A 24,049-nucleotide genomic window follows, 5' to 3' on the forward strand; every position below is an offset into this window, starting at 1 on the left:
ATCGGGGGGAAGGATATGGCGAGAACCTTTTCATTGGCCCATTTGACGGTGCTCGGCTGCCCGCCGCCGGAGATGGCGCATATCGCTGCCCGGGCAGGGTATGATTACGTCAGTTTCCGGATCATCTACATGGGGCTTCCGGGCGAGCCGAACTATGCGTTGGCGGAAAATCCGCAGCTGTTGCGTGAGACGAAAGCGGCGTTGCGGGACACCGGCGTCAAGCTGCTCGACATCGAACTGGCCCGCATTGATGCTGATATTGACCCGAAACGATACGAATCGGCCTTGGAAGTGGCGGCTGAACTGGGCGGCCGCCACGTCTTAAGCAGCATTTGGACGACCGACCGCAGTGTTTACATCGAGCGATTTGCCGAGCTGTGTGAACTGGCGAAGCCATATGGGCTGACCGTTGATCTGGAATACGTGCCGATTGCGGCAGTGACGAATTTGGCCGGAGTCATCGATGTGTTAAAGACGGTAAAGAAAGACAATGCTGGCGTTATGATTGATTTGCACCATTTCCACCGCGCCGGTGATTCGCCGGAAGCGTTGGAGGCCGTGCCGCGGGAGTGGTTCCATTTTCTCCATCTTTGCGACGCGCCGGGCGAAATTCCGGCGTCAAAAGAAGAGATGACGAGAATTCTCCGCGAAGAGCGGCTGTATGTCGGCGAAGGCGGGATCGACATTGCCGGCATTGTCCGCCGCATTCCAGAAGTTCCTTGCTCGATTGAGCTGCCGAACATCAAGCGTGTCAAGGAGCTCGGCTACGAAGAACATGCGCGCCGCTGCCTGCAGTCGGCGAAAGACTATTTTGCCCGCCATATTGCAACGCAAAGCGATCGATCGGCGTGACCGGTCAACAGAGAAATATGGCAGCGCTTCCGATACGGGAGGCTGCCTTATGGACATTCTTAATTATCAGAAAATTTTATATATTAATTCCGTTGTTAGAAATAAATGGTTTGTTCATTTGGTTGTTTCCCGCATGACCGGCCGCGGTCGAGAGAGAACAGAATGGCCTGCGGCAAAACGGGAATGCGGGTTCAACATACAACACGATGCCAGCCGGTTGATCCGTTCGGCTGCATCAACCATTGCACTATAGAGGAAAGAAGGGGGAAAACGGAATGAAAAAGATGTTGGTGTTGTTGTTGGCCTGCCTGTTCGTAATTGCGGGGTGCTCATCGAAATCTGAACCGCAAGGGGGCGGAGCGGCGAAGAAGGTCGAACCGAAAGTGATGAAAATGGCCGTTGCGACATCGAAGGATCGTTCGCTGACGAAAGGATTGTACAAATTCGCGGAAATCGTGGAAAAAGAAACAAACGGCTCGATCAAAGTGGAAGTGTATCCGGATGGACAGCTCGGGGGAGACGTAGCCGTGTTTGAAGCGCTGAAGATGGGTACGATTCAAGGATCGACGATGTCGACCGGTCCGATCGCTTCATTCGCTCCGCGCATCGGGGTGCTAGACTTGCCATTTTTATTCAAAGACCGGGAAACCGCTTACAAATTGCTGGATGGGAAAATCGGCCAAGACTTGCTCAACGATTTGCCGTCTGTCGGCGTGATCGGCTTGAACTATTGGGAAAACGGCTTCCGCCATTTGACGAACAATAAGCGGGAAGTCAAAAGCGTGGATGACATTAAAGGGTTGAAAATTCGGACGTTGGAAAATGACCTTCATATTGACTTGTGGAAAGAGTTAGGAGCCACTCCGGTACCGATGGCCTTTACCGAGCTGTTCACCGCTTTAGAACAACACGTTGTAGACGGCCAGGAAAACCCTGTCGGGAATGTCGCAATCAATAAGTTTTACGAAGTGCAAAAATATTTGACGAAAACCGGCCACGTCTACAACGCAAGTCCGTTGCTCATCAGCAAAAAGTTTTGGGACACGTTGACGGACAAGGAAAAAGACATCATCAAAAAAGCCGCGGAAGAAGCGAGAGACTATCAGCGCAAGCTCAACCAAGAAGAAGATGAGAAAATGTTCGACTATTTGAAACAGCAAGGCATGGTCATTACCGAACTCTCTCCGGAGGAGAGGCAAAAATTTGTCGAAAAAGTGCAGCCCATCTATCAAAAATACGCGCCGAAATTCGGCCAAGATCTCGTGAACGAATTGGTTAACGCAGGAAAATAACCGAATGGCAAAGCCGGCTCTTAAGGGGAGTCCACCCCTTAAGAGTTCTTCCATTCTTGCAGACTTGGAGGGGACAGCGATGAAAAGGATCGGAGCCGTACTGGAGAAGGCGCTGAACGCCTTAATGGCGTTCTGCCTCGCGTTTATGTCCATTCTTGTATTCGGCAACGTCGTGCTCCGCTACGTATTTAACTCCGGCATCACGTGGTCGGAAGAAATGTCGCGCTTTCTGTTCATTTGGATGTCGTTTTTAGGCGCGGTCGGTGCTTTGAAAGACCATGACCATCTAGGCTTCGATACATTGGTGCGGAAGCTGCCGACCGGCGCCAAGCGCGTCGTGTTTGTCATCAGCAATGCGATCGTGCTGTATGTTCTCTATTTGCTTTTGGATGGAAGCTGGAAGATGACAATGAGCGGATTGGAAAGCAAAGCCCCGGCCACCGGGCTGCCGATGGCGTTCATTTATGGGACCGGGCTTGTCGTGAGCATCGGCATGGGCCTCATTATTTTGTACCATTTGTATCAGGCGCTGTTTCGCCCCGGGGCGATTGAGGAGCTGACGAGAATGAAAGAATCGGAAGAAGAAATCATGACGGCCGCTCCCGTCGAGCACGAAGCGGCAGAATGGGCGCACGGGCGAACGCAAGGCGCCGCTGGAGGTGAGCGGTAAATGGCGTTGGTCGTTTTTATCGGGTCGCTGTTAGGGGTCATGGCGCTCGGGATGCCGATCGCGTTTGCGCTCTTGGTCAGCGGCGTCGCCTTGATGTTTTATTTGGACATTTTTGATACGCAAATCATCGCGCAAAACTTGATCAGCGGCGCAGACAGCTTTCCGCTGATGGCGATTCCGTTCTTTATGCTCGCCGGGGAGCTCATGAACGCCGGGGGCATTTCGAAGCGGATCATCCGCTTTGCGATGGCGCTTGTCGGCCATATCCGCGGCGGGCTCGGGTATGTGGCGATCATCGCGAGCGTGTTGTTCGCCGGGTTGTCGGGGTCGGCGGTGGCCGATACAGCGGCGCTTGGGGCGATTCTCATCCCGATGATGGTCAAAGCTGGGTACAACCGCAACCGGTCAGCCGGCCTCATCGCTGCCGGCGGCATCATCGCCCCGATCATCCCGCCGAGCATTCCGATGATCATTTTCGGGGTCACAAGCGGCGTGTCGATCACGAAGCTGTTTATGGCCGGCATTGTTCCCGGGATTTTGCTTGGCATTTCACTGGCCATCTGCTGGTGGTGGGTGACCCGAAGAGATCAAGTGGAAGTGCTTCCACGTCAGTCGGCGAAAGAGATTTGGCGGGCGACCCGCGAGGCGTTTTGGGCGCTGCTGCTGCCGGTGATCATTGTCGGCGGGCTGCGCGGAGGGGTGTTTACGCCGACCGAGGCGGCGGTCGTGGCCGCGTTTTACGCGTTGTTTGTCGGTCTATGCATTTACCGCGAGCTGAAATTGAAAGACTTGTTCCACGTGCTCGTGGCCGCGGCGAAAACGACAAGCGTCGTCATGTTTTTGGTGGCCGCCGCCATGGTGTCGGCCTGGCTCATTACAGTCGCCAACATTCCGTCGATCGTGACAGATGTGCTCGCGCCGCTCATCGACCATCCGCTGGCGCTGCTTTTGGCCATTAACGCCTTGGTGCTGTTGGTCGGAACGGCGATGGACTTGACGCCGACAGTGCTCATTTTGACGCCGGTGCTGATGCCGATTATTGAAAAAGCGGGAATCGATCCGGTGTACTTCGGGGTATTGTTTATTTTAAACAACTGCATTGGGCTGCTCACGCCGCCGGTTGGCACGGTGCTGAACGTCGCCTGCGGGGTGGCGAAAATCAACATGGAGGACATCATGAAAGGAGTTTGGCCGTTTTTGCTGGTGGAGACGCTTCTGTTGCTTCTGTTGATTTTCTTCCCGTCCCTTGTGACTGTGCCGCTTGGGTGGTTTACGGGGCATTAAACGGATGGATGTTGCGTTGAGGCGGCGAGAAGCTTGATTCACCGCAAAGCCGCAGCATGGAAAGACGCCTTCGCCGCGTTGGACGAAGGCGCTTCTCTTTCGCTATCGCACTTTTATGTGTCCGATGCTTGCGTTTTGCGTTGTGTCCGGCCGAGCCATCGGTTCGATCGGCTCTAAATCGGTCAGCAGGAACAAATAGCTGAAAATGCCGGCGAGCAAAATGAACGCCGCAACGAGAAACGCGTACATAAACGAGCCGGTCGCTTGAACGATAAAGCCGGTGACGATCGGGGCGACAATCGCCATCGAGTTGTTGCCGAACGTCAACAGGCCGGTCAACGTCCCGACCGTGCCTGGCGGTGCAATAAATGTCGGGATGCTGTAGGCGATCGAGGATGTGATGACTAGGCCGCCAAGGGCAATTGAAATGCAAAGGATCGCGATGTTCGGGTTTGTCGTGAAAGCGGCGCCGATGACGGACAGCCCAAGCAGCATGCCGATGACCAAAAACGTTTTTCGCACGCGCGTTGAATGGCCTCCTTTGTTGATGAGCCGGTCGACGAGCCATCCGCCGATCGCGATCTCCGAAATCGTGCCGACGATCCACGGAATCGAGGCGTACCAGCCTGATTTCAGCACCGACATGTGCATTTCCGTCGCCAAATAGCCGGGAAGCCACGTGAGAAACAAAAACCACGAGTAGCCGTAGGCGGCAAACCCGATCAATGTCGCCCACACTTTTTTCTTCGTCAGCAAATACCGAATCGTCTCCCAAACGTTTCCCGATGTTTCATCCGACTTTTGCGCTCCGCCTTGGACAATGTAGTCATATTCTTCTTTCGAAAGCTTCTTGTCCTCATGCGGATCGCGGTACGTTGCCCAAAAAATGATGGCATAAATCAAACTAAGTACAGCGGTCACGTAGAAGCCGGCCCGCCATCCCCTTTCGGTGATGATCCACGCGATGATCGGGGTGCCGATGGCGTTTGACAGCTTCGACTGGGCGTCGTAAAGGGAAATCGCGGTCGCCCGCTCATGGCGCGGGAACCATTGCCCGACTGCTTTGGCGGCTGACGGGAAATACGGCGCTTCCCCGATGCCCAACAAGACGCGTGACAACATGACGAGCCCTTGGCCGCTGGCGATGGCGGTCAAAAAGCATGCCACTGCCCAAATGATCGTCCCGATGCGCGTCACCCATTTGACGCCAATTTTATCCAAGATGACGCCGGCCGGGATTTGCAAAATGGCATAAGACCAGGCAAACGCAGACAACAAAATGCCGAGCTGCCCGGGCGTGAGGCCGAATTCTTCGGAAAGCGGCTGGATGCCGACGGACATGTTGATGCGGTCGAAATAGTTGATGATGACGCCTAACGCGATCAAAAACGCCATCGCCCAACGTCGTTTGTGCTTCATCTTTGTTCACCATCCTTGGTATTGATGTAAGAAAGCGTATGCAGTATGAGAACGAAAAAATAGCGAGTTCCCTTTCATTGGACATCGCGTTTTGATGTTCGATCATTCCATGAAGTGATCGGTTCTCAAATGTTCGCTGATCATCCCCCTTTTTTTGTTCCATTGTATGTAACTTGTTTTCTTTAAATGGAATTCTTGAATGGATTATAACAAAGTTCGCTTTCGTTTGTCCATAACTTACTGAAAAATTTGAACTGTTTATGCAATCCGTTCAGACAATGGACGGGCAGGAAGACAGGCCTAACGCAGCATATGTCCCTTCACACAGACGTTTAAATGAAAAAAGGCTTCGCCGCCCTTTCTCTTGTTGAAAGCAAAAAGGAAAGAAACGCGAAAAAAAGCTTGAACGGCGGTGAATGAAGATGCTAAAATGGGAGTAAGGTTCCACTGAAAGAAATGAAATTCCGTTGAACGGAACATAAGGAAGGGGGGAGACAAACAGGTGCAGGAAGAAAAAAAACACGAAGCCGGCTTGCGCACGGTGCAGCGGGCCATTGACATCTTGTATTGTTTTACCCTCGAGGAACAAGAGCTATCACTCACGGAAATTGCGAAAAAGATTTCGCTCGCCAAATCGACGACGACGCGCCTGCTCGCCACGCTGGAGCAAAACCGCCTTATCGTCAAAGATCCGGAGACGTTAAAGTACCGTCTTGGACAAGGGGTGTACTATTTAGGATACATTGCCGGCAAATCGATGGAAGTGCGGGAAATCGCGCGGCCGGTGATGGAGCGGCTGCGCGACGAGACGCGGGAGACGGTGAACTTGTACGTGCTCGAACAAGACGCCCGCGTTTGCATCGAACAGTGCGAAGGGCTTCAAGCGCTGCGCCATATGGTGAGAATCGGCGAGCGGCTGCCGCTTTGGGCGGGGGCGGGGGGAAAAGTATTGTTGGCCTATCAATCGCCCGAAGTTCAAGAGCGGATTTTTGCGCAAGTGCCGACAAAGGAACGATTGGATCGTCTGACGGCGGAGCTTGAGGCGATTCGCGAGCGCGGTGTGGCATCCAGCGTCGATGAACGGGAAGTCGGCTCTGCGGCCGTTGCGGCGCCCATTTTCGACATCCGCGGGGAAGTGGGCGCCTGCTTGTCCGTCTCTGGGCCGGCGCATCGATTTACACGGGAAGTGATGGAACAATTCAAGAGGCTCGTAAAAGAAGGAGCACAAGCCATTTCCGAAAAACTAGGTTATCGACCATAAGGGGGAGAGCATATGGCGATTGCAAAGCGTGCTGTCCGTGTGCGCAATGTCTTGATCGGGGGAGACGAACCGTGCATTTGCGCCCCGGTCGTCGGAGCGGACGCGAAGCAAGTGTTGGAGGAAACAAGGCAAATCACGGAGAAAAAGCCGCATCTCATTGAATGGAGGGCGGACTTTTTCGAGGCGATTCGGGACGAACAGGAAGTGGCGGCCACATCGAGAAAGATGCGGGCGATTGCCGGAGACATCCCGATTTTGTTTACGGTTCGTTCCGAACAGGAAGGCGGGCAACCGATTTCGTTGACGGAAGAGGAAAAGATTCGGTTGTTTGAAACCGTCTGTGAAAGCGGGGCGATCGATTTGCTTGATTACGAGCTTGCCCATGGGCCGCGCATCCCGATCGTCCGGGAGCTGACGCGCCGCTATGGAGTGCGCCTTGTGTTGTCTTACCACAATTTTGATCATACGCCATCGAAGGAAGAGCTTGTCGCGAAAATGCGTCAAGCGGAACAATGCGGCGCCGACATCGCGAAAGCAGCTGTGATGCCGAAAACGCGGGGGGATGTGCTCACGCTGCTGCAAGCGACGGAAGAAGCGCGAAAAGAGGTGGACATCCCGCTGATCACGATGTCGATGGGGGCATTGGGCGCCATCACCCGCCTGGCAGGCGGATTGTTCGGCTCTGCCATCACCTTTGCAGTCGGACGGCAAAGCTCGGCGCCGGGGCAAATTCCGATTGAAGACGTCCGGACCGCGTTGTCGGTCATCATGACATACGGACAATAAATCGAAATGGGGGAGGAGATTGTCATGGCGCGTTTGCCGCTGGAAGGCGTCAAAGTGCTCGATGTGTCGACAATGATCGCGGCGCCGTTTGGGGCGGTTTTGCTCGGTGATTTTGGCGCCGATGTCATCAAGGTGGAATTGCCAGGAAAAGGGGATACGCTCCGCCATGTCGGGCCGTTCAAGGATGGGGAGCCGCTCCGCTGGCCCGGACTGGCGCGCAATAAACGGTCGCTCACGTTGGATTTGCGCAAAGAAGAAGGAATGAATATTTTTAAAGAGCTTGTCCGCCACGTCGATATTGTCATCGAAAATTTCCGCCCCGGCACGCTCGAAAAATGGGGCGGCGGATATGAAGAACTGAAGCGGATCAATCCGAAGCTGGTGATGATTCGCGTCTCGGGCTACGGGCAAACAGGTCCGTTTCGCGAGAAAGCCGGATTCGGCACGCCGGCGACGGCGTTCAGCGGGTTTACGTATTTGCAAGGGTATCCGGACCGTCCGCCGGTCAGCCCGTCGTTCTCCTTGACGGACTACATTACCGGCATTTATGTGGCGTTTGCGGCGGTGACGGCCATTTACCACCGCGATGTCCATCCGAACGGCGAAGGGCAGATGGTCGATATCGGCCTTTACGAATCGGTGTTCCGCATGATGGAGTTTTTGGTGGCGGAATATGACCAATTGGGCAAAGTGCGCGAGCGGTCGCCGGGATTGTCCGGCCATTCGAGCCCGGCGGGCACGTTTATGACGAAAGACGGGCATTGGGTCGTGCTTGTCACCAGCACCGATTCCACATTCGAGCGGCTGGCGAAGGCGATGGGGCGGGAAGATCTGTTGACGGATGAGAAATTTTGCACAAACGAACGGCGGCTCGCCCATCATGAAGAGACAAACGGCATCGTCGCCGACTGGATCCGCACGAAGACGCGCGATGAATTGCTTCACATTTTGGATGAGCATGGCGTGCCGGTCAGCCCGATTTTGAGCATTAAAGATATTTTTGAGCATCCGCATTACCAAGCAAGGGAAAACATCATCGAAGTCGCCCATCCGCGCCTTGGCAAAATTAAAATGCCCGGCATTGTGCCGAAATTCGAAAAAACACCAGGCGCCATCCGCCGCACTGCTCCGGATTTAGGCGAGCATACCGAAGAGATTTTGCAAACGATGCTTGGCATGTCCAAGGAAGACATTGAGCGGCTGCGAGAAAACGAGATCATATGAATGAACGAACGGCGGCTTGCCGCCTTCCCGGCTCCTTGCCTTGTGCGAGGCTGCCGGGTTTTTTTGTTTCGAAGTTTGTTTTCCCGGCAGCCCACGCCTTGCATTGACACTGCTTGCCGCCAGCCTTTATACTTTTGATAGGTGAAAGCGACGGTAAAGCAGGTGATTCGAACGGTGTCAGATAAAAAGCGTTCCCGCGTGACGCTCGAACAAGTCGCCAAACACGCCGGCGTGTCGCGGGCGACCGCCTCGCTTGTCGTCCGTGGGAGTCCGAATATTTCGAAAGAAACGCGAAAAAAAGTGCTCCAAGCGATGAAAGAGCTTGGCTACGTCTATGACCGCGTGGCGGCCAATTTGCGTTCGCAGCGTTCGTCGACAGTTGGTCTTATTATCACCGAACTTGACAACCCGTTTTTTTCCGAATTGCTCGTTGGCGTCCATGAGGCGCTCGATCAGGAAGGATATACGGTCATTTTAGGCACGACGTTTGACCGGCCGGAAAAACAAGACGCCTTATTGTCGACGATGCTGGAGCATCGGGTGGGCGGTGTGATCATGAGCCCGGTTCCCGGATGTTCGGCAGAGATGCTCGAGCAGCTGCGGCAGTGGGATATTCCTGTTGTATTGTTTGCCCGTGATGAACTTCCGGCCGGACAGTTTGATTATATTGGGATCGATAATATGGCCGGCGGGCGGATGGCGGTCGAGCATTTGCTCGAAGGCGGCCATCGGCGCATCGCCTTTATCGGTGGGTCTCCGCAATCGTCCGTATGGAAAGCGCGCCGGTCGGGGTACAGTGAAGCGTTGCGTGCGGCGGGCATCGAGATGGATGACACGCTGCTTGTGCCATCGGCGACGACAAGGCAAGGCGGGCGGATGGCGGTCAAACGCCTGTTGCAGCACCCGAACCCGCCGACAGCGCTCTTTTGTTACAACGATGTCGTCGCGTTTGGGGCGATGCTTGGCTTAAAAGAGGAAGGGATCGTTCCAGGGCGCGACATCGCGGTCGTCGGGTTTGACAACATTCAAGAATCGGCGCTGTTTCAGCCGCCGCTCACAACTGTCGCCGCATTTCCTGAGAAGATCGGCGCCTATGCGGCCAAGCAGCTGCATGAACGCATGAGAGGGGATGCGAGTGCACCGAAACGGACGATTTTGCAGCCGGAGCTTGTCATTCGCCAGTCTTCTGGGAAGAGAGAGGAAAAGAGGTGAAGCAGCGTGGAGAGGCAGACGGTCATCCCGCTTCGCGAGCGGAACATTATTTTGATCGGCTTTATGGGAGCGGGGAAAACAACGATCGGGCAGCTGGTCGCGAAGAAGCTGTACCGCGACTTCATCGATGTCGACGCGGAAATCGAGCGGCGGCACGGGATGTCGATTCCGGAGATGTTCGCGCAAAAAGGGGAAGCGTACTTTCGACAGGTCGAGCGGGAACTGATCGTCAATTTATGCACAAATACAAGGTTGAAAATCATTTCGCTTGGCGGCGGCGCGTATTTGCAGGAAGACGTGCGGCGCGCCTGCCTAGCTCACGGCATCGTCTTTTTCCTAGACTTGTCGTGGGAGCATTGGAAAGAAGAGCGGCTGCCGCTCATTGTCGACAGCCGGCCAGTGTTGAAAAACAAAACGTTGGAAGAAGTGGAGCAGCTGTTTTTCCAGCGGCAGTCCGCTTACGCTCTCCATCACTCCCGTGTCGACATCAATGAACTTGAGGCGGAACAGGCGGCGAACCAAATGGTTGAGTCAATCAAATGGACATGGGACGTCTATGAGCCGAACCGGTAAGGCGGCTTGTTGGCGGACAGGCAAGCTCCCGAGCAAGGGAGCTTCAGACTGTTGACAAAATGGTTATAAGACAGTTGTCTTATAACCATTTTGTTCCATTTTTAAGGTTGTTTTTCTTGATGAACGAACCAAAATAGATGCATACTCGAATACATACAGAAAGGAGAGGCCCTTTCTCCACAAGTAGTTCGCCAATTTCTTTAAATTCATGGCAGCACAAACAAGCATCGCCTGCATCTGGTTTCTTTCCAATCCTCGGTAATTCGTCCAGCGCAGACCATGCTTCTCTTTTAAATCTGCAAAATTCCGTTCAATCGTCTGTTTCCTTAATTCATACAACTCGCGATGTTCTGGTACATATCGTAAATGTTCGGCTTCTTCGTAATACTCTTGCCAAACATGGCGTGTCACGACTTTCGTATGATTTTTGCTTGCTGTACACTTTTGAAGGGATGGACATCCCTGACAGATGGATGGATCTGATTTATACTCCCGATAGCCTTCCCGATTCGTTGTTGAATAAGATAACACTTGGTGATTGGGACAAAGGTAACAGTCAAAATGCTCGTCATATGCAAATTCAGATTTTCGGAAGAACCCATCTTTCGTCTTTGGACGAGTATATGGCCAAATCGGATGGATCTCTTGTTCTAATAGGTATTTCGCAATCGCTGGCGTTTTATATCCGGCATCGATGCACACATCTGTTGGGCATCCTTTGATTTCTTGCTTCACTCGCTCAAACAGTTCAAAAAACGCTTGGCTATCATGAACATTGGCGGCAGTGACATACGTGTGTAATATCCAACCATGTCGGTCACAAGCGGTGTGATAAGAGTAAGCAAATACCCGTTCACGTTCATTTTTCACAAACATCCCACTGTCTGGATCTGTTTTACTGACTTTGATTTCTCGTTTTTTTTTATCATTTTCTGGCGGTAGTGGGGATTTCCCATGAGCGATGCGATCTCGCTCAATTTCTTTTTCTAATTCATCTTGATAAGCTTTCGCTTCCACTTCTGCCATTTCTGTTGTGAATTTTCTTTTGTTCGCACTCGCCTTCACATGAGTAGAATCGACAAATACGACACTTGGATCCACAAGCCCGTGTTGAAAGGCTTCTTCCAAGATTCTTGAAAAAATCTTTTGAAAAACATCGGTTCCCGCAAAACGTCGCGTGTAGTTTTTACTTGGTGTCGAATGATGGGGCACAGGATCATGCAGACTCAATCCCAAAAACCAACGATAAGCCACATTTGTTCGAATCTGTTCTACGGTTTCACGCATCGAACGAATCCCAAAGATGTAACGAATCAAATACATTTTGAACAGCACAACGGGATCAAGACTTGGTCGTCCATGGTTAGGAGAATACAAATCCTTGACCATATCGTAGATAAAGGAGAAGTCAATGGCTTTTTCTAGTTTACGAACAAGGTGGTCTTCAGGAACAAGATCATCAATTTTTACCGTTGTTTCGATATGTCTCCGATCTTCTTGGTAACGTTGAAGCATCTTATTCCACTCCTTCAAGATACCCTTATACCTATATATTAAAACAGCTTGTCGACTTTGTCGACAAGCTGAAGCTCCCGAGCAAGGGAGCTTTTCTTTTTGTTTCCCCTGCAATGCCTGTCAGTCCATACGACCGCTGCCGGAGGTGAAATCGTCTTTGCGGAAAAGAAAAATTTGACGGATGCCCTTGCCTGTTCTTGCCGGACAAACGTTTTTTTGTTATAAGGAAAATATGCAGGAACAGGGAGAGTGGGGAGATGGAGAAGCGGGAGTTCGGTTGGATTTATGTGTATATTGTGTTGGCCGTGGCTGTGCTTTCTGCGCCGTATTGGCTTTGGTGGCTGAAGCCGGAAATGGAGCTTAATTTGCTCATTGTCGACGAAACGGTGCCCGACCGGTCATATCGCGAGCATCAAGGGCTCGTTTGGCTCTTGAATCAACAAAAATACGTCCGGAGCAACGGAGAGAGGTACAAAGCGGCGCGCGATTATGTCGGTTTTGCCCCGAAAAAGGATGGAACGTACACGGTGCGGCCGTTGCCAAAGGAGATGGGGCGGTACGATGCTGTCTATATCGCCGACACATACGGGGTATATGAGGAGGAGTTCGTCCGCAAGCAAACGGACGGCGCTCGTTCGGCGAAGGTGCACGGCGGGTTGGATCTCAAGGAGATGGAGGCGCTTTGGCAGTTCGCCCGTCAAGGCGGGAAAACGTTGATTGCCGAATTCAATTCAATGGCCTATCCGACGGAAAAAGAGGTGCGCGCCTCGTTTGCGCAGCTGTTCGGCCTTCAGTGGACCGGATGGATCGGCCGTTATTTTCCTGATTTGGGAAGCCGGGAAGTGCCAATCTGGGTGAAAGAAAACTATAAAGCGCAATACGGGAAGCTGTTTTCGTTTCGCGGACCAGGCGTCGTGTTGGTCGATGAAACGGATCGGCTCCTTGTCCTCGATCAGCGCGATCTTGGCGATGAGGGCGTGGTCCTTTCCTCCACCAAGGCGGGGGAAGCGCATTGGGGAGAGAAGATGCGCGTTCCGTATTCATATTGGTTTGACATCGTTAAGCCGCTTGATGAACATATGGTGTTGGCGACGTATACGTTGTCGCTGTCTGAGCGTGGGAAAGAGAAACTGTGGGCGATTGGGCTGCCACTTTCTTTTCCAGCCGTTGTTCGCTATGAGACAAAGACGTATCAGTCATATTACTTTTGCGGCGATTACGCTGATCAAGGGGAGCTGCCTTCCGTTTATCAGACCGTGGGGCTGGATGTATGGCGCAAATGGACGGTGGACGGCCGCCCGGACACCGGCACGGCCTTTTACTGGAAGGCGTACGTGCCGATGATGAAAGCGATTTTGCGCGAAATAAAGGGATACAAAAAGGAAGGGACGCCGCAAGTCCAAGTTCAAACAGCCAAGCAGGAAGGGGTCCGCTTGGCGGGAACGGTCGGGCGCGACTATTTGCAAGTATACCGCAACGGGAGATGGGAGCCGCTGCTCATCAAAGGCGTCAACCTTGGCATCAGCAAACCCGGCGTGTTTCCGGGAGAGGCGAAGATTACGAAGGAAGACTATTTCCGCTGGCTGCAGTACATCGGCGCCATGGGAGCGAACGCCATCCGCGTCTATACGATCCATCCGCCCGCCTTTTACGAAGCGCTTTATGAGTACAACGAAACAGCGAAGCGGCCGATCTATTTGTTTCATGGCGTTTGGATCGACGAGGGAGCAATGCTTCGGGCGAAAGACGCGTTCGCTCGACCGGTTGATGAGGCGTTCCGCGCTGAGATACGCCGCACGATCGACCTCATTCATGGAAACGCCGACATTCCGAAACGGCCGGGGCATGCCGGCGGGGTGTATCGATACGACCTTTCTCCATACGTTCTCGGCTGGATTTTCGGTGTGGAATGGGATCCGGACGTGGTCATTGCGACGAATAAAAAACATAGCCGGACAGGAGATTACAAAGGCGTGTATATATATACGAAAGGGGCGAGTCCGTTTGAATCATGGTTGGCTCGTACGATTGATGAAGCCATCGCGTATGAGACAAAAACGTACGGCTGGCAGCGTCCCGTCAGCTTTACGAATTGGGTGACGACGGATTTCCTTCGCCATCCGGCGGAACCGTTTGTCAAAGAAGATCTCGTTTCCGTTAATCCGAATGTCGTGTACGCCACTGACCAGCTGCGCGCCGGGTTGTTTGCCTCGTACCATATTTATCCGTATTATCCCGATTTTTTAAACAAAGAGGAAAAATACCTCAACTATATGGATTGGAGCGGCGAGCTGAACAGCTACGCAGGCTATTTGCATGACATGAAAGCGGCGCATCGGATGCCGGTTTTGGTCGCCGAATTCGGCGTCCCTTCCTCGCGCGGAATGGCGCATCGAAACGTGCATGGGAAAAACCAAGGATTTCTTTCTGAACAAGAACAAGGGGAAATCGATCGGAAGCTGTTTAAGGACATCGTCCATGAGCGAATGGCGGGCGGTCTGTTGTTTTCGTGGCAGGATGAGTGGTTCAAACGGACGTGGAATACGATGGAGTACGACACTCCGGATCGCCGCCCGTTTTGGCTGAACGTGCAGACGAATGAGCAGCATTTCGGCCTCCTTCGGTTCGATCCGGGACCGAGCGCAGCAGCGATGATCAAGGTGGACGGGCGGAAAGACGATTGGACGTTCAACGGGATCAAGCCGGCATGGGCGGATGGCAAGCGGGCGCTGTATGTCACGAGCGATGAAGGGTACTTATATATGCGTCTTGACAGCGGGCATATCACCGATGAGACAACGGTGTACATTGCGTTCGATACGATTCCGAATCAAGGGCAATCGCGTCTCCCGGGCCTTCCCATCGTTCGCACGGCGGGGATTGATTTCGCCTTGGTCATTCACGGAAAAGAGAGCGCGCGGTTGTTGATCGACAGCTACTATGACACGTTTTATTACCATTATGGCCATCAGTTGCATATGATGCCGGCGGCGCCTTACGCCAACCGTAAAGATAACGGCATCTACCACCCGATTCGTCTGGCATTAAATAAAAAATTGGAAGAGACTCGCGGCAAGGTGGTGCCCTTTGATTCGTATGAAACCGGAATTTTGCGGTTCGGCACGGCCAACCCGGCTGACGCGGCATTCGATTCGCTTGCCGATATCAGCGTGAGCCATAGCGGCGATATGTATGAAATCCGTCTGCCGTGGGCGCTCCTCAATGTCACGGACCCGAGCCGGCGCGAGGTGATGGGCGACATCTGGTCGAAAGGCGGTCTCAAGAGCCGTCGGATCGTCCCAGGCATCCGCTTAGGCTTATACGTCGCGGACGGAGCGGATTCGTTTTCGTTCCCGGCGATGGAAGGACAGGTGCTCCCGGCAAAACAGTTTTACACATACAAGTGGCCGGTGTGGGACGCGCCGCGTTATCATGAACGGCTGAAACAGTCATATGAGGAGATGAAAAAGGCGTTTTCCGACGCGAAAGTCGGTTGGCCGTAAGGAACACGCGGCGCAAAACAGCACGAAGTATGGGGCGAACCGGGCCTGGCATTCGCCCCTTTGCCGCAAGAAGAATAAGGATGAGAAAGCAAGATCGGCCGTCGGGCAGGCTGCAGCCTGCCTGACGGCCGATTCGAGTTGTATTTGTCGGGAATTTAGCTTTTTTCAGCCCAAACGCGGAGTTTTTGTTCATGCTGGAGAGTTTTGCGGGCGAGAAAGTCCACCGTTTCTTGCGTTTCTGACCATTCGAGGCGCAAGTAGCCGATTTTCGTTTCGATGCGCTCAAACCGTTTGTCCGCCCGTTCTTCAAGGTCATACATCTCTTGACGAAGCCGTTTCTCTGATTGTTGGATCTCTTGGCGCAGCCGGTCTTCCGTTTCCCGCATTTCCGAGCGTAGTCGATCCTCCATGTCTTGCATTTCTGCGCGCAAGCGGTCTTCTGTCTCTTGTATTTTTGTGGACAGCCGCTCTTCCATGTCTTGCATTTGCCGGCGGATATGATCGGAATGCAGATCGAGCGCTTTTAAAATTTGTTGTACGATGGTTTTTTCCTCCATATAATTTACCTCCTTTGCCTCCATCATAGCACACTCTCAAGAGCTTGGAAAACCAAAACTTGTCCAAACGGCTGGTTCTTTTGCCGACTTGCAAGACCCGCCGGAACTCATTTTGGAGATGATCGCACGCTGGAAAGAAGGGTATGATGTCGTCTATGCCCGCCGAGTCAAGCGGAAAGGAGAGACAGCGTTCAAAAAAGGACGGCGTATGTGTTTTACCGCTTGCTGCGGGCAGCGACCGACATGGACATTTCGGTCGATGCCGGCAATTTTCGCCTTATTGACCGGAAGGTGTGCAATCAGGTAGTCTATATGAGAGAACAGAGCCATTTCGTCCGCAGTTTGGTGAGCTGGGTTGGGTTCGGCAGACGTCGGTCGAATGCAAGCGTGAGCCGCGCCTAGCCGGTGAGATGAAATATCCGCTCAAAAAAATGATCTGGTTTTCGCTCTATGGCATTACGTCGTTTTCGCATAAGCCGCTCAAACTGGCGAGTTTGCTTGGGCTTTTGTTGTCAGCAGCAAGCATCGTCGGAATGTTGGCCGTCTTTTATCTAAAGTGGTTCACCGATTCGACAGTCGCTGACTGGGCGTCGCTGCTCATGGCCATTCTCCTTTCCAACGGGGTGATACTTCTCATGCTTGGAGCAATTGGCGAATATATCGGGCGCATTTATGATGAAGTGAAAGGGCGGCCGCTGTAAGTCATCAATGAAACGTGGGGAGTTCGGACAAAGCATGAACGGGAGCCTTCATACATTCCGTAAAGAAAAACAAACCGTATGGCGGTTTGCCATTGTTGGGGCAAGCAATACGGCGGTCGACTTTGCTGTCTTTTTCCTGCTCGCGGCCGCGGGCGTTCCGGCGGCCGCCGCCCAAGTGGTTTCCTACGGTGCTGGGATGGCGAACAGCTACATCTGGAACCGGCGCTGGACGTTTGAAGTGAAACGAAAAGCGAACATTGGGGAATTTTTGCGCTTTCTTGCTGTCAACGGGTTGTCGCTTGGCGCGTCGCTCGTTGTCCTGCTTGCGGCAGAACGGTTGGCGCCGCTCTGGCTGGGGAAAGGCGCGGCAACTATCGCCGGCATGGCGGTGAATTTTGTCGGCAGCCGTTGTTGGGTGTTTGTAGAAAGCACCGAAAAAGGATAAAAGCGATCCGGGAAACCGTCATACATCCGGACCGCTTTTCTCTTCTTTGATCGAGAGCCCCCTTTTCCACAACGCAAAGTGGAGGCAGAAAAACGTTCAAGTAAAGAAGATTCACCTTGGTAAAGCTACTATACTCGAATTTGCCCTGTCCCGTACACGAGCGATTTCGTTGTCGTGATGGCCACAAGCCCCATCGGGCCGCGGGCGTGCAGCTTTTGCGTGCTGATGCCGATTTCCGCTCCGTAGCCGAACTGTTCGCCGTCGGTGAAGCGGGTGGACGCGTTATGGTACAAGACAGCGGCATCGACCGCTTGGAAAAAGCGGCGGACGTTCGCTTCGTTTTCGGTGATGATCGCTTCGGAATGTTTCGTCCCGTAGCGGCGGATGTGGGCAATTGCTTCATCGACATCGGCGACGAGTTGGACCGCCAAAATTGGAGCCAAATATTCCGTATGCCAGTCGTCTTCCGTCGCTTGTTTGATGAACGGGTACGACGAGGCAAGACGGTGGTCGCCGCGCAGTTCGACGTTGCGGGCGTGCATAGCCTCAAGCAAGCCGTCAGCATGCGGCCACCGTTCGTGGATGAGCACCGTTTCGACCGCGTTGCAGACGGACGGGCGCTGCAGTTTGGCGTTGAGGACGATGTCGATGGCCATTTGCCGCTCAGCTGATTCATCGATGAAAATATGGCAGTTGCCGACGCCGGTCTCAAGCACCGGCACGGTGGCGTTTTCAACGACTGAACGGATGAGCCCGGCGCCACCGCGCGGGATAAGAACGTCAAGATACTCGTTTAGGCGAAACATGCGCTGGGCCGTTTCCCGGCTCGTGTCCTCAAGCAACTCAATGGCCGTATCGGGAACGGCCGTCGTGCGAAGTGCTTCTTTCATGACGGCGACAAGCGCTTTGTTCGAATGAAGCGCCGATGTGCTCCCCCGAAGCAAAACCGCGTTGCCGGTTTTCAAACAAAGGCTCGCCGCATCGACCGTGACGTTCGGCCGCGCTTCGTACACCATGCCGATGACGCCAAGCGGCACGCGCACCGTTTGGATGCGAAGTCCGTTCGGCCGCGTCCACTCTGCGACGATTTCTCCGACCGGGTCAGGCAGCGAGGCGACTTGGCGGACGCCGTCGATGATTTGGTCAAGCCGCTCATTCGTGAGCTGGAGCCGGTCAAGCAAAGCGGGGGACAGTCCTTGTTCGCGGCCTTGGGCCATATCTTTCTCGTTTTCTTGTAAAATGAAGGCGCGTTCACGGTCAAGAGTGTGGGCGATTTGTTCCAACGCCGCGTTTTTTTCCTCTGTTGACAGCATGGCCAGTGTTTGTGAGGCGGTTTTCAACCGTTCGGCTTTTTCGAGCAGTTCGCTCATTTCGATACACTCTCCTTTCGCAACGTGACCCAATTGTCGCGGTGAATGACTTCCGGGCGATGCAGGTACGAATATTGCCGGGCTTCTTCGCTCGGCCGGCCTTTCACTTTCTCTAAATCGTCAGCGGCGTAATATACTTGGCCGCGGCCGATCGTCATCCCTTTTTCATTGACGACGTCAACAACGTCCATGGCGTGAAAATTGCCGGAAACAGCCGTGACCCCAGCGGGAAGCAGGCTTTTCCCGCGCACAAGCAACGCTTCTTCGGCGCCGCTGTCGACCGTAATCGTGCCGGCGACAGGAGCGTGATAGGCGATCCATTGCTTGTGCATTTGCATTTGTTTCGGAAACGGAGCGCCGATGTACGTGCCGTCGCCTTTTCCGGCTAAAATATCAGCCAGTTTTTCTTTGCCCCTCCCCGTGCCGATGAACACGCTGACGCCAAACGAGAGCGCTTTTCGGGCGGCTGACAGCTTTGACCGCATCCCGCCGGTGCCGACCGCCGAGCTGCTTCCGCCGGCCGCTTCAATCATCTCGTCTGTAATGTGCGGCAAAAAGGCGTATTTTTTCGCCTGCGGGTCCGTTTTCGGGTTGGCGTCATACAGCCCGTTAATGTCAGTGAGCAAAATAAGCGCATCGGCGTGTAAAAAACCGGCCACGAGCGCCGAAAGCATATCATTGTCGCCGAATGTCAATTCCTCAATGGAAACGGAGTCGTTTTCGTTAATGATCGGCACGGCACCGTTCTCCAGCAGCGTTGTGATCGTGGCGAACAAGTTGCGGAACCGTTCGCGGTTGTAAAAATCGCCGCGCGTCAACAACAGCTGGGCGGCCGTGAAGCCGAATTGGGCGAACGCCGAGCTGTACGCCTGCATGAGCAAGCTTTGCCCGACGGCGGCGGCCGCCTGTTTGCCGGCGATCGTCGTCGGCCGCGCCGGGTAGCCTAACGGTCCGAACCCGGCGGCGACAGCGCCGGACGTGATGAGAATGACGTCATGGCCGAGCTGTTTGAGATAAGCAATGGCTTCGACGTGATCAAACAGTTTGTCATGGCAAAGGCCGCCTTTCGGATCGGTGAGCGAGCTGCTGCCGATCTTGATCACCACGCGCTGCCGTTTCATCGCATTCCCTCCTTTGCGTGTCGGACTGCATGTATGGCTGAAAAGGCGGATCGCCTAGCCGCCTGTCGAAGCGGCCGGCCAATAAAAAACGCTTTTCCTCCTTTTTGCAAAAGGACGGAAAAGCGTTCCGCGGTACCACCTTTTTTGGCGCACAAAGCGCCCCCTCTAGCCTGTAACGCAGGCGTGCGGCTTATGTTTGCATAAGCGGCCGTCTAGGGCAGGTTCAACCGGCTTCCCGCGAGGAACCTTCCAGCCTGTGGGTTCCACTCTCTGGCGCGTTCCCTCGGTTTACTAGTCCCGTGCCGTTTTCGTGTTTCATTGTCAAGGACGCTGAAGTGATTCATAGTTTGTAAGACATTATGCCGCCAAATCCCTCCGTTGTCAAGAGGAACAGGTGATGAGCTTTTTGCGATGTTGATTTTATGCGGCTTTTTCTCCCACTAAAAAAGCATGTTAATCCGTATAATCCTTAGTGTGACAAGGGATTGAAGGTTTGGGGTGAATGTTTGTGTCGACACAAACATTCGCCGACTCCCCCTTGATTTTATCGGGTTTTACTGGGGTAAAAAGTTTTTTTCCTTCTCTCCCATCCCTTGTGTACCAACGATTTCACGTCATCGAAAATAGCTCGTGATTTTGGCGAAGCCTTGGCGGGAGGGAAAAATGAAATCGCTTTCAGAATAAAGTTAATTGTCACTTTATTAAAAAAAGTGGTACAATACTAGCAACCTATCAATCTGCTCGATGGAGGGACCAGAACATGAAAAAACGGCGCAGCGATATGATCAAAAAAGGATTTGACCGCGCCCCGCACCGGAGTTTGCTGCGGGCGGCCGGCGTGAAAGACGAGGATTTTGACAAACCGTTCATTGCGGTTGTCAATTCGTATATCGATATTATTCCGGGGCATGTCCATTTGCAAGAGTTTGGGAGAATCGTCAAAGAAGCGATTCGCGAGGCAGGCGGCGTGCCGTTTGAAATGAACACGATCGGCGTTGATGACGGCATCGCGATGGGCCATATTGGGATGCGCTATTCGCTTCCGAGCCGGGAAATCATCGCCGATTCGATCGAAACGGTCATTTCTGCGCACTGGTTTGACGGCATGGTGTGTATTCCAAACTGCGACAAAATTACGCCGGGGATGATGATGGCGGCGATGCGGCTCAACATCCCGACGATTTTCGTCAGCGGCGGCCCGATGAAAGCCGGGGTAACGAAAGACGGGCGGAAAATTTCGCTTTCGTCCGTATTTGAAGGGGTTGGGGCATATTTAGGCGGAACGCTCGATGAAAAAGGGCTGGAAGAACTCGAACGCTACGGCTGTCCGACGTGCGGATCGTGTTCGGGCATGTTTACCGCAAACTCCATGAACTGTCTGGCCGAAGCGCTCGGGCTGGCGCTGCCGGGCAACGGCACGATTTTGGCGGTCGACCCGGCGCGCAAAGAGCTTGTCCGCCAATCGGCGAAGCAGCTCATGTATTTGATCGAGCATGACATTAAACCGCGCGACATCGTCACGGAAAAAGCGATCGACAACGCGTTCGCACTCGATATGGCGCTCGGCGGCTCGACGAACACCGTGCTCCATACGCTCGCGATCGCCAACGAGGCCGGCATCGACTATTCGCTTGAGCGCATCAACGAAATCGCCTCGCGCGTGCCGCATTTGGCCAAGCTCGCGCCGGCGTCCGATGTGCATTTCATCGAAGACTTGCACGAAGCGGGCGGCGTTTCCGCGGTATTGAACGAGCTTTCGAAAAAAGAAGGCACTTTGCATCTTGACACGCTCACCGTCACCGGCAAAACGCTCGGCGAAAACATCGCCGGCTGTGAAGTGAAAAACTACGATGTCATCCGTCCGATCGACAACCCGTATTCGGAAACGGGGGGGCTCGCCATTTTGTTTGGCAACTTGGCGCCGGACGGCGCGGTCATCAAAACTGGGGCGGTGCAAGGCGGCATCACGCGCCACGAAGGGCCGGCGATCGTGTTCGATTCGCAGGAGGAGGCGCTTGAAGGCATCGCCAGCGGCAAAATCAAGCCGGGACACGTCGTCGTCATTCGCTACGAAGGGCCAAAAGGCGGCCCAGGCATGCCGGAAATGCTCGCGCCAACGTCGCAAATCGTCGGCATGGGGCTCGGCGCCAAAGTGGCGCTCGTCACTGACGGCCGCTTCTCCGGCGCCTCGCGCGGCTTGTCCGTCGGCCACGTTTCTCCAGAAGCGGCGGAAGGCGGACCGATCGCGTTCATCCAAGACGGCGACATCATCGAGATCGACACGGTGAAACGGACGATCAACGTCAAGCTGTCCGATGAGGAGCTCGAACGCCGGAAAACGAACTGGAAAGGCTTCGAGCCGAAAGTGAAAACCGGCTACCTCGCCCGCTACTCGAAGCACGTCACATCGGCGAGCACCGGGGGGATTATGAAAATTTAACACCGTTCCGAAAGAAGCCCCCCGCTTCTAAACATAAAGGTGTGCCAGCACCAGTGAAAGCGGGAGATGAAGGGCGGCTGCCCATCGCCCATCGATCGCACGGTTAGAGCGGGAACGTTCGGAACGAAGGGAAGTATCAAGGGGTCGTGTGTCGCATCGTTTGGTGAACACGCACAAGCCGCTTGAAGCCCCCAGCTTCCCAGCAAAGCGCAGGGGACGGATAGTGCACAGAAAGGCGGAGCTGAATCGACGTCAGCTCCGCCTTTTTTCTATGAACTTTTTAAAGGAGGAAAGCGTGTTTAGAAGGCAATCTAAACGATCTTCTCTCTTTCATGATGTTAATCGTGTGGCGCTCAAAAAAGTATTGACACTTTAAAATATTTAGCCTATTTTAAAATTAAATATAATAATTTTAATATATAACGTTTATATAACGTTATATATTTTATAATATTTGAAAGCGCTTTAAGAGGGGGCGGGAACAATGATTTTGCATGAAATGGAGACGGCCGCACGCAGCGAACTGGAGGCGCTCCAGCTCAAGCGGTTGCGGGCGACGGCGGAGCGTGTGTATAAGCGGGTGCCGTTTTACCGGCAGCGGTTTGATGAACGTGGAGTAAAGCCTGATGATATTCGCACGCTTGAGGATGTGCGCAAACTCCCGTTTACGACAAAACGCGATTTGCGGGACCATTATCCGTTTGGGTTGTTGGCGGTCGATCTTTCCCAATGCGTCCGAGTGCACGCGTCAAGCGGCACGAGCGGCAAGCCGACGGTCGTCGCTTACACGAAGCGGGACATTGACCATTGGGCCGACATTGTGGCGCGAGCGATCGTCATCGCCGGCGGAAAGCCGGGGGATGTGATTCACAACGCTTATGGATACGGGCTGTTTACCGGCGGACTTGGGCTGCATTACGGCGGCGAGCGGCTTGGAGCGGTGACGGTGCCGGTATCCGGGGGCAACACCGACCGGCAAGTGATGATCATTGAAGATTTTCAGCCGACTGTCATTTGCGCCACGCCGTCCTATGCATTGAACATTGCCGAACGGATGAAAGAGCTGGGAAAAGATCCGCGGAAAACCTCGCTCAAATACGGCATCTTCGGGGCGGAACCGTGGTCCGAGGAAATGAGGCGCACGCTTGAAGAGACGTTTGATATGAAGGCATGTGACATTTACGGACTAAGTGAAGTGATCGGCCCGGGGGTGGCGATGGAGTGCCATGAAGCGCAAAACGGCCTCCATATCGCCGAGGACCATTTCCTTGTTGAAGTGATCGACCCGAAAACGCTCGAGCCGGTGGCGGAAGGGGAGGAAGGAGAGCTTGTGTTTACGAGCTTGACGAAAGAAGCGTTCCCGGTCATCCGCTACCGGACAGGGGATATCGCTTCCGTGACGAGAGAGCGGTGTGCGTGCGGGCGGACGACGGCGCGCATGTCGCGGGTCAAGGGGCGGGTGGATGATATGATCGTCATCCGCGGCGTCAATGTGTTCCCGTCGGAAATTGAGCACCATCTGCTTCGCGTCTCAGAACTGGCTCCACACTATCAGCTGCACCGTCTCCGCCACGGACATTTGGAAACGCTTGAGCTGCATGCGGAAGTGACCGATCGTTTTTACAGCGAGGTCGGCGGAGATTTGCAAAGCGAGCAGGCCGCTCTGCTTGCCCGGCGCATTCAGTCATTGTTGAAAACGCACTGTCTCATTTCGATTGACGTCCGTCTCCATTCGCCGAAAACGCTCCCGCGCTCGGAAGGAAAAGCGGTGCGCATCGTCGATCGCCGCCATGTGGAAGCGCCCCAATCGATCTGAATGAAAGA

19 protein-coding genes and 1 pseudogene are annotated in these 24,049 nt (G+C 53.8%); 15 read left to right on the forward strand and 5 right to left on the reverse strand.

The window, feature by feature from the left end; genetic code table 11:
- Nucleotides 1–15: 15 nt before the first annotated feature.
- The 5 genes from LG52_RS05175 to LG52_RS05190 all read left to right on the forward strand — a co-directional run bounded on the left by LG52_RS05175 (nucleotide 16) and on the right by LG52_RS05190 (nucleotide 4,098).
- Nucleotides 16–852, forward strand: a complete 837-nt coding sequence (locus LG52_RS05175) for a sugar phosphate isomerase/epimerase family protein (RefSeq protein ID WP_044731133.1) — start codon at nucleotides 16–18, stop codon at nucleotides 850–852.
- Nucleotides 853–901: 49 nt separating this feature from the next.
- A complete protein-coding gene (locus tag LG52_RS19660) occupies nucleotides 902–1,105 on the forward strand; it encodes a hypothetical protein (RefSeq protein WP_156135625.1) in 204 nt (67 codons plus the stop codon).
- Between the two features lie 22 nt (nucleotides 1,106–1,127).
- Nucleotides 1,128–2,144, forward strand: coding sequence for a TRAP transporter substrate-binding protein (locus tag LG52_RS05180; protein WP_044731134.1), 1,017 nt, complete (start codon nucleotides 1,128–1,130; stop codon nucleotides 2,142–2,144).
- A 79-nt stretch (nucleotides 2,145–2,223) separates the two neighbouring features.
- Nucleotides 2,224–2,814, forward strand: coding sequence for a TRAP transporter small permease (locus LG52_RS05185; protein WP_044731135.1), 591 nt, complete (start codon nucleotides 2,224–2,226; stop codon nucleotides 2,812–2,814).
- Nucleotides 2,815–4,098 (forward strand): TRAP transporter large permease subunit, encoded by a 1,284-nt coding sequence (locus LG52_RS05190; RefSeq protein WP_044731136.1) that lies wholly within the window; start codon nucleotides 2,815–2,817, stop codon nucleotides 4,096–4,098.
- A gap of 102 nt (nucleotides 4,099–4,200) precedes the next feature.
- Here the strand turns inward: LG52_RS05190 and LG52_RS05195 are convergent, their stop codons facing one another.
- A complete protein-coding gene (locus LG52_RS05195) occupies nucleotides 4,201–5,517 on the reverse strand; it encodes an MFS transporter (RefSeq protein WP_044731137.1) in 1,317 nt (438 codons plus the stop codon).
- 502 nt (nucleotides 5,518–6,019) lie between these two features.
- On the opposite strand from LG52_RS05195, the gene LG52_RS05200 reads away from it, so the two are divergent.
- The 5 genes from LG52_RS05200 (at nucleotide 6,020) to LG52_RS05220 (ending at nucleotide 10,573) form a co-directional block, all read left to right on the forward strand.
- On the forward strand, nucleotides 6,020–6,778 hold the full coding sequence (locus LG52_RS05200; RefSeq protein ID WP_060475967.1) for an IclR family transcriptional regulator: 759 nt from the start codon (nucleotides 6,020–6,022) through the stop codon (nucleotides 6,776–6,778).
- A gap of 12 nt (nucleotides 6,779–6,790) precedes the next feature.
- Nucleotides 6,791–7,564: a type I 3-dehydroquinate dehydratase gene (aroD, locus tag LG52_RS05205; RefSeq protein ID WP_044731139.1), complete on the forward strand. Its 774-nt coding sequence runs from the start codon at nucleotides 6,791–6,793 to the stop codon at nucleotides 7,562–7,564.
- A gap of 24 nt (nucleotides 7,565–7,588) precedes the next feature.
- Complete coding sequence (locus LG52_RS05210) at nucleotides 7,589–8,788, forward strand: CaiB/BaiF CoA transferase family protein (protein ID WP_044731140.1); 1,200 nt, start codon at nucleotides 7,589–7,591, stop codon at nucleotides 8,786–8,788.
- Between the two features lie 174 nt (nucleotides 8,789–8,962).
- Nucleotides 8,963–10,000: a LacI family DNA-binding transcriptional regulator gene (locus LG52_RS05215; RefSeq protein ID WP_015375118.1), complete on the forward strand. Its 1,038-nt coding sequence runs from the start codon at nucleotides 8,963–8,965 to the stop codon at nucleotides 9,998–10,000.
- 6 nt (nucleotides 10,001–10,006) lie between these two features.
- On the forward strand, nucleotides 10,007–10,573 hold the full coding sequence (locus LG52_RS05220) for a shikimate kinase (protein ID WP_044731142.1): 567 nt from the start codon (nucleotides 10,007–10,009) through the stop codon (nucleotides 10,571–10,573).
- A 63-nt stretch (nucleotides 10,574–10,636) separates the two neighbouring features.
- Here the strand turns inward: LG52_RS05220 and LG52_RS05225 are convergent, their stop codons facing one another.
- Nucleotides 10,637–12,088: an IS1182 family transposase gene (locus LG52_RS05225; RefSeq protein WP_231584414.1), complete on the reverse strand. Its 1,452-nt coding sequence runs from the start codon at nucleotides 12,086–12,088 to the stop codon at nucleotides 10,637–10,639.
- Nucleotides 12,089–12,345: 257 nt separating this feature from the next.
- Between LG52_RS05225 and LG52_RS05230 the strand changes: the two genes are divergently transcribed.
- Nucleotides 12,346–15,591 carry a hypothetical protein gene (locus LG52_RS05230; protein WP_044731143.1) on the forward strand — a complete coding sequence of 1,082 codons (3,246 nt, stop codon included), beginning with the start codon at nucleotides 12,346–12,348 and terminating at the stop codon, nucleotides 15,589–15,591.
- Between the two features lie 155 nt (nucleotides 15,592–15,746).
- Here the strand turns inward: LG52_RS05230 and LG52_RS05235 are convergent, their stop codons facing one another.
- Entirely contained in the window at nucleotides 15,747–16,148 is a 402-nt protein-coding gene (locus LG52_RS05235) for a hypothetical protein (protein WP_044731144.1), read from the reverse strand.
- 82 nt (nucleotides 16,149–16,230) lie between these two features.
- Between LG52_RS05235 and LG52_RS05240 the strand changes: the two are divergent.
- Nucleotides 16,231–16,912: pseudogene (locus LG52_RS05240) on the forward strand (glycosyltransferase); the annotation flags it as partial.
- Entirely contained in the window at nucleotides 16,884–17,294 is a 411-nt protein-coding gene (locus LG52_RS05245) for a GtrA family protein (protein ID WP_044731145.1), read from the forward strand. The pseudogene LG52_RS05240 and the gene LG52_RS05245, both read left to right, overlap by 29 nt.
- 128 nt (nucleotides 17,295–17,422) lie before the next feature.
- Here the strand turns inward: LG52_RS05245 and LG52_RS05250 are convergent, their stop codons facing one another.
- The gene (locus LG52_RS05250; RefSeq protein ID WP_044731146.1) at nucleotides 17,423–18,664 is read right to left on the reverse strand and encodes a glutamate-5-semialdehyde dehydrogenase; all 1,242 of its coding nucleotides are present in this window, start codon (nucleotides 18,662–18,664) and stop codon (nucleotides 17,423–17,425) included.
- Nucleotides 18,661–19,785, reverse strand: a complete 1,125-nt coding sequence (gene proB / locus LG52_RS05255) for a glutamate 5-kinase (RefSeq protein WP_044731147.1) — start codon at nucleotides 19,783–19,785, stop codon at nucleotides 18,661–18,663. The genes LG52_RS05250 and proB overlap by 4 nt, the downstream gene beginning before the upstream one ends.
- A 760-nt stretch (nucleotides 19,786–20,545) precedes the next feature.
- On the opposite strand from proB, the gene ilvD reads away from it, so the two are divergent.
- Both ilvD and paaK read left to right on the forward strand, forming a co-directional pair.
- Complete coding sequence (gene ilvD / locus LG52_RS05260) at nucleotides 20,546–22,225, forward strand: dihydroxy-acid dehydratase (protein ID WP_044731148.1); 1,680 nt, start codon at nucleotides 20,546–20,548, stop codon at nucleotides 22,223–22,225.
- Between the two features lie 484 nt (nucleotides 22,226–22,709).
- Nucleotides 22,710–24,041, forward strand: coding sequence for a phenylacetate--CoA ligase PaaK (paaK, locus tag LG52_RS05265; protein WP_044731149.1), 1,332 nt, complete (start codon nucleotides 22,710–22,712; stop codon nucleotides 24,039–24,041).
- The last annotated feature ends 8 nt before the right edge of the window (nucleotides 24,042–24,049 follow it).

This window comes from Geobacillus kaustophilus, assembly GCF_000948285.1.
GTDB classification, from domain to species: domain Bacteria; phylum Bacillota; class Bacilli; order Bacillales; family Anoxybacillaceae; genus Geobacillus; species Geobacillus thermoleovorans_A.

Coding starts and splice junctions, on each gene's coding strand:
- LG52_RS05225 (WP_231584414.1), bottom strand. CDS start 12,088: ATGCTTCAACGTTACCAAGAAGATCGGAGACATATCGAAACAACGGTA.
- proB (WP_044731147.1), bottom strand. CDS start 19,785: ATGAAACGGCAGCGCGTGGTGATCAAGATCGGCAGCAGCTCGCTCACC.
- LG52_RS05210 (WP_044731140.1), top strand. CDS start 7,589: ATGGCGCGTTTGCCGCTGGAAGGCGTCAAAGTGCTCGATGTGTCGACA.
- LG52_RS05230 (WP_044731143.1), top strand. CDS start 12,346: ATGGAGAAGCGGGAGTTCGGTTGGATTTATGTGTATATTGTGTTGGCC.
- LG52_RS05245 (WP_044731145.1), top strand. CDS start 16,884: ATGAACGGGAGCCTTCATACATTCCGTAAAGAAAAACAAACCGTATGG.
- LG52_RS05250 (WP_044731146.1), bottom strand. CDS start 18,664: ATGAGCGAACTGCTCGAAAAAGCCGAACGGTTGAAAACCGCCTCACAA.
- ilvD (WP_044731148.1), top strand. CDS start 20,546: ATGAAAAAACGGCGCAGCGATATGATCAAAAAAGGATTTGACCGCGCC.
- LG52_RS19660 (WP_156135625.1), top strand. CDS start 902: ATGGACATTCTTAATTATCAGAAAATTTTATATATTAATTCCGTTGTT.
- LG52_RS05185 (WP_044731135.1), top strand. CDS start 2,224: ATGAAAAGGATCGGAGCCGTACTGGAGAAGGCGCTGAACGCCTTAATG.
- LG52_RS05175 (WP_044731133.1), top strand. CDS start 16: ATGGCGAGAACCTTTTCATTGGCCCATTTGACGGTGCTCGGCTGCCCG.
- LG52_RS05235 (WP_044731144.1), bottom strand. CDS start 16,148: ATGGAGGAAAAAACCATCGTACAACAAATTTTAAAAGCGCTCGATCTG.
- LG52_RS05190 (WP_044731136.1), top strand. CDS start 2,815: ATGGCGTTGGTCGTTTTTATCGGGTCGCTGTTAGGGGTCATGGCGCTC.
- paaK (WP_044731149.1), top strand. CDS start 22,710: ATGATTTTGCATGAAATGGAGACGGCCGCACGCAGCGAACTGGAGGCG.
- LG52_RS05195 (WP_044731137.1), bottom strand. CDS start 5,517: ATGAAGCACAAACGACGTTGGGCGATGGCGTTTTTGATCGCGTTAGGC.
- aroD (WP_044731139.1), top strand. CDS start 6,791: ATGGCGATTGCAAAGCGTGCTGTCCGTGTGCGCAATGTCTTGATCGGG.
- LG52_RS05180 (WP_044731134.1), top strand. CDS start 1,128: ATGAAAAAGATGTTGGTGTTGTTGTTGGCCTGCCTGTTCGTAATTGCG.